The following is a 1,555-nucleotide window of genomic DNA, read 5'->3' on the forward strand; positions in this document are numbered from 1 at the left end:
AAAAGGTTTTTAATAACTTGTATGAAGTTTTGAAGATATATGGTGAGAAAGAGTCATGTTCTGGTGAAGAATGTGGCTCTTTTTTGAGTTTTATAGAACAGATAACACAAAACTCAAGAAAACCAAAGCATTTCTTATTGGAATTCAATTTACAGCATATAATAAAGTTTCCAGAAATGAATGGATCATAGTTTTTAGAGCATAGTGTATTGTTGGAAAAAATTATAAAAGTTTAATTAAAGATTATAATATTATATTTATAAGGGGATAAAACAGTGATTTTTCGAGCCTTGAATATAAAAAAATACACTACAAAAACTCCTTCTGCATGTTTTATTATTGCATATAAATCTTGAAACATAATTAAAGAGAAAAAGCGCATGGAATGACTTGATCCGCTTGGATGAATGTCTTTTGGTTATAATTGATATCTTTTGCTATGAAAGAGCGATTTTGGGTCGGCATATCCGGGATCTTATTGATGAGATATCCGTACTCAAGGTATTTTTAATCAGTACACGATCCTTGAAACTAAAATGATGGTACTTCATGAGTTTTTCCTTCTTTTCTATTAATCCGCAAGAATACAATTATTTCTTGTATAAAAATTCTATTATATGTTAAAAGCTGAAATATACAAATCGCAATTAAGAACGGAAAATCTAATGGATATTTGGAAAAGAATGTATGAAAAAGTAAAGGAACAGTTTTACCTAGAAGGAAGGGAAGAGTTGCCTTTTATATATGTTCATAATGTTGTATGTGCAATTTAAGCAGATGATGGTGAAAATTATTCGGGTTTCTGTATTGAGAGCTGCAGCGATGTAATGAATCTATGTACTAGAAGGGTTGCTGTGTTTAATATGTATGTAAATTTTGTAGTCCATTTTTGTAAAGGCGCAGTTGTACTGAAGTCTCTATCTATTACGTTATCAGCAATCTTCCCGACTTCACCTTTATAAGAATGGTATTTTTCTTTTGGTCTTTTTCCGGCTAAACCTGCTTCATGCATAAGGCGTTGAACTCGCTTATGGTTTATTTGATATCCGTGATTTATCAATTCATGAAGGACTCGTCTCACGCCGTATCAACGTTTGTTTGACTCAAAAATACTTTGCACTTCTTCAAGTATTTTTTATTACTTCGATTTCAGCTTTCATGTATGCATTTTCAGCTCTCAGCCGAATTAGTTTTTCATATTCAGATTCATTAGGTTTTGGTGGTTTTCTTGTTCTAATTTTTTTCATATCTGGGTCCTTCGGTTTACCCCTTTCTGTTTTGGTATAAGACTATTGTAACCATAAATCTTATATTTGCGAACTCATTGTTGAAGTTGACTATAAGTAACTCCAATCGAATAAGCAACACTCTTGAGAGACTCACCTGCCAAAACATGCGCAACTAAGGTATAACGCTCCTCTGGAGTCCATTCTTTGTTTTGCGATTTGTGTCTTAGAGCATTGTTAGAGTCAGGCAAAAATAACCAAATACAGATAGGTTAAAATAACCAAAATAGTGACGGGAGAAATTAGCCATAAAAGTTCAACTAAAAAAA

3 protein-coding genes are annotated in these 1,555 nt (G+C 32.2%); 1 reads left to right on the forward strand and 2 read right to left on the reverse strand.

The window, feature by feature from the left end:
- Nucleotides 1-191 (forward strand): hypothetical protein (locus BMY79_RS12335; protein ID WP_207645467.1); only part of this gene is annotated, 191 nt, incomplete at its 5' end.
- A gap of 599 nt (nucleotides 192-790) precedes the next feature.
- Here the strand turns inward: BMY79_RS12335 and BMY79_RS12675 are convergent.
- Together BMY79_RS12675 and BMY79_RS12485 are read right to left on the reverse strand one after the other, a co-directional pair.
- Nucleotides 791-1,081 (reverse strand): IS3 family transposase, encoded by a 291-nt coding sequence (locus BMY79_RS12675; protein WP_081778013.1) that lies wholly within the window; start codon nucleotides 1,079-1,081, stop codon nucleotides 791-793.
- 43 nt (nucleotides 1,082-1,124) lie between these two features.
- Nucleotides 1,125-1,247: a hypothetical protein gene (locus BMY79_RS12485; RefSeq protein WP_278244264.1), complete on the reverse strand. Its 123-nt coding sequence runs from the start codon at nucleotides 1,245-1,247 to the stop codon at nucleotides 1,125-1,127.
- Between the last annotated feature and the right edge of the window lie 308 nt (nucleotides 1,248-1,555).

It is taken from the genome of Lachnobacterium bovis, assembly GCF_900111325.1.
Lineage (GTDB): Bacteria > Bacillota > Clostridia > Lachnospirales > Lachnospiraceae > Roseburia > Roseburia bovis_A.